Below are 5,520 nucleotides of genomic sequence, written 5' to 3'. Positions count from 1 at the left end.
GGCGAGGGACGCCGCCATTGCAGGTCGCTGTCGCCACTGGTGGTCGTGGTCGGAAAGGGTTCGGTCGACGGCAGGGTCGCGCTGTTGGGACGGCCGGCGGTTTGCACGTTCGAGTGGTCGCCAAAACTGGTCGCGTCCGAAAAGCCGTTCGCCGTTCGGACGAAGGTCGAGTTGGTCGGCTGACCGAAGCCCGGTTGGCTGTTGGGAAACTGATTGCTCGGCGTCTGGGGGGCCGTCTGTGGATAGGGTGCGGACGCGGGGAACGCTCCGGCACCGGGGCGGTTCTGCGGAGGAACATAGCCGGGGGGGTAAGGGGCATGCGTCAAGTCGATCACCTGCATCCCTCCCGCACGAGGGCTGGCCGCCGGATCTGCCGTCGGGGTTGCTTGGTTTGCCGGGGACAGTCGCGGATCGACTCCGTTTCCGAATCCGTTGTTGCCTTGCGATGCGTCGCCGATCCAACCCGTTTGACGGACGCCACTGCCCGATCCCACGCCGCCGGCGTAGGCGGCCGGTGCACTCAGGTCGGTCAAACCACGCGTCATTCCGTTGGAGCCCAGCGTGGCTCCCGAAGGTGATGGACCGTTGGGCACTGATCCGCTGGGGGCGTAGTTACCCGTCGGGGCACCATAAGTGGAGGGTGCGCCGTAGTTGCCCGGCGAGCGATAGGATCCCGTGGGCGGCGGGGGCACGCGGGTGGGGGCTCCAAACGTTCCGATGCCCGAGGTCGGCTGAATCGGAGACAGCGTCGCGGTGCCTTGAACAGGCGACAGCGGTGAGAGCAGCGACGAGCCGCCGAGCGGCGAGACGGGCGTACTGGTCGTGTTGCGGCAACCCGCCATAACCAGCAACGCCCCTGCGGTCAGCAGCACGCGGGTCAATGTGGTCATTGGGACTGTCCCCAAACGTTTTGGATTGTTTCGTCGCATGATCGGAAAGCCTGTGCGGAAAAGAAAATGCACCACGGCTTTAACAAAACGACAGATTTTGTTGAAAGTCCAACCAACGCGAAAACCTGGTTTTTCGGCCTGAAATCCGTAGAACCGTTAAAGTTCGCGTGAATCGGGGGGCCGAATCGTGTCGGCCTTGCGACGCGTCGGGATTCGAACGCCGCATGAAAGTCCGTGAGGTAAACCCTAAACAGTGTTCGCTTGTGATCCCAAACCACAGGTGGGAAGCCGATCGCCCGGTGATGACACCGCCATCGATTGACCGCGTTTGCCAGCTCGCCCCTCGCCGTCATCGCAGTTCCCCATTTATCAATAGACCAACCCCATGATGTTTCGTCGTTGGTGGAGAAGTGGTCCGCCACCACAACCCCACCGCCCCTTGCGGATGCAGTTTGTGATCACCAGCATGCCGGTCGGCGGTGCCGAGACGTTGTTGGTCAACCTGCTGCGGCGGATGGATCGCAGTGTGGTCTGTCCCGAAGTGATTTGTTTGAAGCAGCCGGGACCACTGGGGGAGGCGATTGCCGATGAGTTTCCCGTGCACAGCCAGTTGATCGGCGGCAAATATGACGTCTGCGTGCTGTTCCGGCTGGTTCGGCTGATGCGGCGGCGTCAGACCGATGTGGTGATCACCGTTGGTGCGGGCGACAAAATGTTCTGGGGGCGTCTGGCCGCCTTCCTGGCCGGAGTGCCTGTGATTGCGTCGGCGCTGCACAGCACCGGATGGCCCGATGGCGTGGGGCGATTGAATCGAACCTTGACGCCGTTGACCGATGCCTTCATCGCGGTGGCCCAATCACACGGCAAATTTTTACATCAGTTCGAAGGCTTTCCCCAGGGCAAGGTCCACGTGATTCGCAATGGGGTGGATTGTGAACGGTTTGGACCCAATGAAGCCTATCGCCGGGAGGTGCGTGAGGAATTGAAGCTCGATCCGGGCGCGCAGCTGGTAGGCATCGTCGCGGCACTTCGCAGCGAAAAAAATCATTCGCTGTTGGTTCGCGCCGCGGCGCAACTGCGTGATCGTCATCCACAGTTGCATTGGTTAATCGTCGGTGACGGACCCGAGCGTGGTGCCATCGAACGGCTCGCCGAAGAGCTTCAGGTGGCGGATCGAATTCACCTGTTAGGAACACGTCACGACACACCGCGGCTGCTTTCGGCGTTGGACGTCTTCACGTTGTGTTCGCTCAACGAAGCCTCGCCGGTCTCGATCCTGGAAGCGTTTGCCTGCGAAGTGCCGGTGGTGGCGAGCGACGTCGGCTCAGTCGGCGAGACCGTCATCGATGATCGCACCGGCCGTCTGTTCGCGTCCGAAGATCTCGATGCGATGTCCCAGGCGATCGAGCAACTGCTCGGCGACCCGGCGCTGCGGCGTCGCATGGGCCAGGCCGGACGCGACTTGGTGCTTCGTACCGGATCGCTCGAGTCGATGGTTGCCGGCTATCAAAATCTGGCCACATCGCTCTATGACCGGGCCTGCCCACAACAAGCCCCGGTTGCCAAAGCGGACCCGGCGGTCATGCGGTCGCAGTAGGCCGCCCGGAGTCAGGCTGCGACCACTTATTCTCGCTGCAAACGATGATTAGACTTGGGGCATGACCCTTACTAGTCATGTCATCGTTCTGTTGGCGAAGCTGTTTAGCGGCTTCACCGTGCGCTGGGTGGATTGTCAGCCCGACACCTGTCAGCGCATCTATTTTGCCAATCACACCAGCCATTTGGATGCGGTGGTGTTGTGGTCTGCGCTGCCCAAAGAAATCCGTGCGGTCACCCGCCCCGTGGCGGCCAAGGACTATTGGAGTTCCGGCTGGGTCAAGCCGCACATGGCGGCCAGTTTCAACGCGCTGTTGATCGACCGCAAGGAGATCAAGGTGCACCGCAGTCCGATCGATATCATGCTGGAAGAAATGGGGGACATTTATTCGCTGATCGTGTTTCCCGAAGGCGGACGCAGTGCCGGCGACGAGATGGGCGAATTCAAAAGCGGGCTGTATTACATGGGCAAGAAACGTCCCGATTTGGAGCTGGTGCCGGTTTACATCGACAACGTCAATCGGATTCTGCCGCGGGGCGAAGTGTTACCGGTGCCGCTGTTGAGTTGCATCACGATTGGGGCGCCGATTTTCCTGGAAGCCGGCGAGCCGAAAAACGCGTTCCTGAAGCGTGCCAAAGAGGCCGTTCAGCGGTTGAAGGATCTGTGAGGCGGATGCCGCGCGATGGTGTTCGGTCTGCAGGCGGTCTCTCGGCCCTTGCCCGACCGGAGAACAACGCCTCGCACTGCGATTGCCAGAACTCAGCGAATCGCCCAAACTCACGGGTATGAGCAATTCAGAGACTTCCGCAGGCGTCCGATCCGTTTCCGTCGGCCCGTATCGGTGCGGCGACCGACAGCCGTTGTTGTTGATCGCCGGTCCGTGCGTCTTGCAATCGGATGAGATTTCATCGCAGATCGCCGACGTTCTGACCCGAATCAACGCGCGAGACGACGTCAATGTCGTCTTCAAAGCTTCATTCGACAAAGCCAATCGCACCAGCGCTGCGGCGATTCGTGGACCCGGCATGGAGCAGGGGCTGGCGATGCTCGACCGGATCGCTCGCCGAACCGGGTTGCCGGTGACGACCGACATCCACTTGCCCGACCAGGCCCAGGCGGTCGCGGAGGTCTGTGATCTGCTTCAAATCCCCGCGTTTTTGGCCCGTCAGACGGATTTGATCGTTGCCGCGGCGGAAACCGGGCGGCCCCTGAATGTCAAAAAAGGCCAGTTCATGGCTCCCGAAGACATGCGATACGTGGTCGACAAAGCCAACGCCGCGGGAGATGGGGGCGTGATGCTCTGCGAACGGGGGACCTTTTTCGGCTACGGCCGACTGGTCAATGACATGCAAGCCCTGCCGGTCATGCGGTCGCTCGGCGTGCCAGTCGTGTTCGATGCCACGCACAGCGTGCAGCGGCCCGGATCGGGGCAGGGATCCACCGGGGGAAACCGGGAAATGGTCGAACCATTAGCCCGCGCGGCCGTAGCAATCGGTATCGACGCGATCTTTTTCGAGACCCATCCGGATCCAGATTCCTCCCCGAGTGATGGTGCCAACATGGTGCCCCTGGACCGATTCGAGGGCTTGGTCGATCGCCTGCTCCAGATTCGACACACGATCCTCTCCGTTGGCCAATTGAATGGCACCGACCAAGCTCCCTAGGTTTTGCTTCACCTTCCCCGTTCCAAACCGCAGTCGCGGTGGCGTCCATCGATGGGGAGCCCTGTGGATTGGCGTGGCGAGCCTGTTGACCGTCGGGTGTCAGGACGACACGGCGCTGGTCCGTGAAATCCAAAGTCGCCGGCAAGCCCAGCAAGAAACGCTCTCGCGACGCGATCACCTCGGTGAATCATTTGTGTTGCTGCGAAAGTACGTCGAACTCGATGCACAAAAGGCGCAGGAACAGATCGCGTTTCATCTCAACGGCTGGAGTGCCACCCGGCCGCCGAGTGAAGTCACCGAGCCCAAGCTGGTCGACACCCTCGGCGATTTGATCTCGCAAAACGAACTGGCCGACCGTGTCACCGGCCGGACCTTTTTGCCTAGCGATGTATTGCATCTGCGTGACAGCTACCTGTTCCACTCGCTGTACAGCTGGGTGGACGTGCCGCTGCAGGACGAGTCTCTGTTGACCGATTGGTTCAAGCAGCAGCGTGAAACGCTTCCGGCCGAGACGGTCGATCGGCTGGTCACGGCGACGCGTTTGTTCGACTGGACGATTCGCAACATCGCCTTGGAGCCGAACCAGCCGCTGAATCCCGCGCCGCAAGGACCCGACTTTCCTGCGGGCATCGAATTTCGCGGCGCAGGCTATCGTCAGACGGATTTTCAAACTGTCATGCGTGGAACCGGTGACGGACTGCAGCGGGCCGGGGTGTTCACCCAATTGTGCCGACAGTCGGGGATCCCCGCCGCGGTGTTGGGCACGATCGACGGCCAATCCGGGGCCGTGACGCCGTTTTGCGTCGGCGTGCTGGCGGGTGACCAGATCTATCTGTTCGAGCCGACTCTGGGCGTCTTTGTCCCCGGTCCGGACCAAGTCGGAATCGCGACGTTGGCCCAAGCACGCCGCGACGCCGTCGTCTTGCGGCGTTTGGGAATTGCCGGTCTGGATCAATTCACCTATCCGGTGACCAAGGAAGACGTTCAACAATGTGTGGCGTTGTTGAATCTGTTGCCCGAGGCGATCAGCCCGCGGATGAAGAAACTTCAATCGGGTTTAACTGGCGATCGCAGGATGAACGTCTATGTCGATGCCGATACCCTTGCCGAACGATTTGACGCGGTCACGGGCATCAGCTCGGTTCGGCTGTGGGACGTTCCGGTGAAAGCCGAGATCTACCAGTCGATTAGCCAACAATACACCCAACGTGATCCGGTGTTCGCGTTCTGGTACATGGCACGCTGGGCGATGATGGATGCCGGTTTCGAAAGCGCACGAGAACTGACACGCGGGCGATGGCAGCACTTGAAGGGGCAGTTCGCCGATCTCGAAGAAGACAGCATCACCGGCGCGCGGACCCTGTACATG

General features: G+C 61.1%; 5 protein-coding genes. 4 read left to right on the top strand and 1 reads right to left on the bottom strand.

All coding sequences use genetic code 11. The features are described from left to right. Positions 1 to 890: hypothetical protein (locus ABX749_RS19710; protein WP_372897475.1), on the bottom strand; the 890-nt coding region annotated here is incomplete at its 3' end. 445 nt (positions 891 to 1,335) lie between these two features. Here ABX749_RS19710 and ABX749_RS19705 point away from each other — a divergent pair. The 4 genes from ABX749_RS19705 to ABX749_RS19690 all read left to right on the top strand — a co-directional run. After that, a complete protein-coding gene (locus tag ABX749_RS19705; RefSeq protein ID WP_372897476.1) occupies positions 1,336 to 2,487 on the top strand; it encodes a glycosyltransferase family 4 protein in 1,152 nt (383 codons plus the stop codon). A gap of 61 nt (positions 2,488 to 2,548) precedes the next feature. After that, a complete protein-coding gene (locus ABX749_RS19700; protein WP_095740464.1) occupies positions 2,549 to 3,154 on the top strand; it encodes a lysophospholipid acyltransferase family protein in 606 nt (201 codons plus the stop codon). A gap of 118 nt (positions 3,155 to 3,272) precedes the next feature. After that, positions 3,273 to 4,151 carry a 3-deoxy-8-phosphooctulonate synthase gene (gene kdsA, locus ABX749_RS19695; protein WP_372897474.1) on the top strand — a complete coding sequence of 293 codons (879 nt, stop codon included), beginning with the start codon at positions 3,273 to 3,275 and terminating at the stop codon, positions 4,149 to 4,151. Positions 4,152 to 4,224: 73 nt separating this feature from the next. Next, on the top strand, positions 4,225 to 5,520 hold a 1,296-nt coding region (locus tag ABX749_RS19690; protein WP_372897473.1), incomplete at its 3' end, for a hypothetical protein.

This window comes from Stieleria sp., assembly GCF_041595215.1.
Lineage (GTDB): Bacteria > Planctomycetota > Planctomycetia > Pirellulales > Pirellulaceae > Stieleria > Stieleria magnilauensis.
The sequence above is the reverse complement of the archived record's forward strand: the minus strand, read 5'-3'. Positions and strand labels throughout refer to the sequence as shown.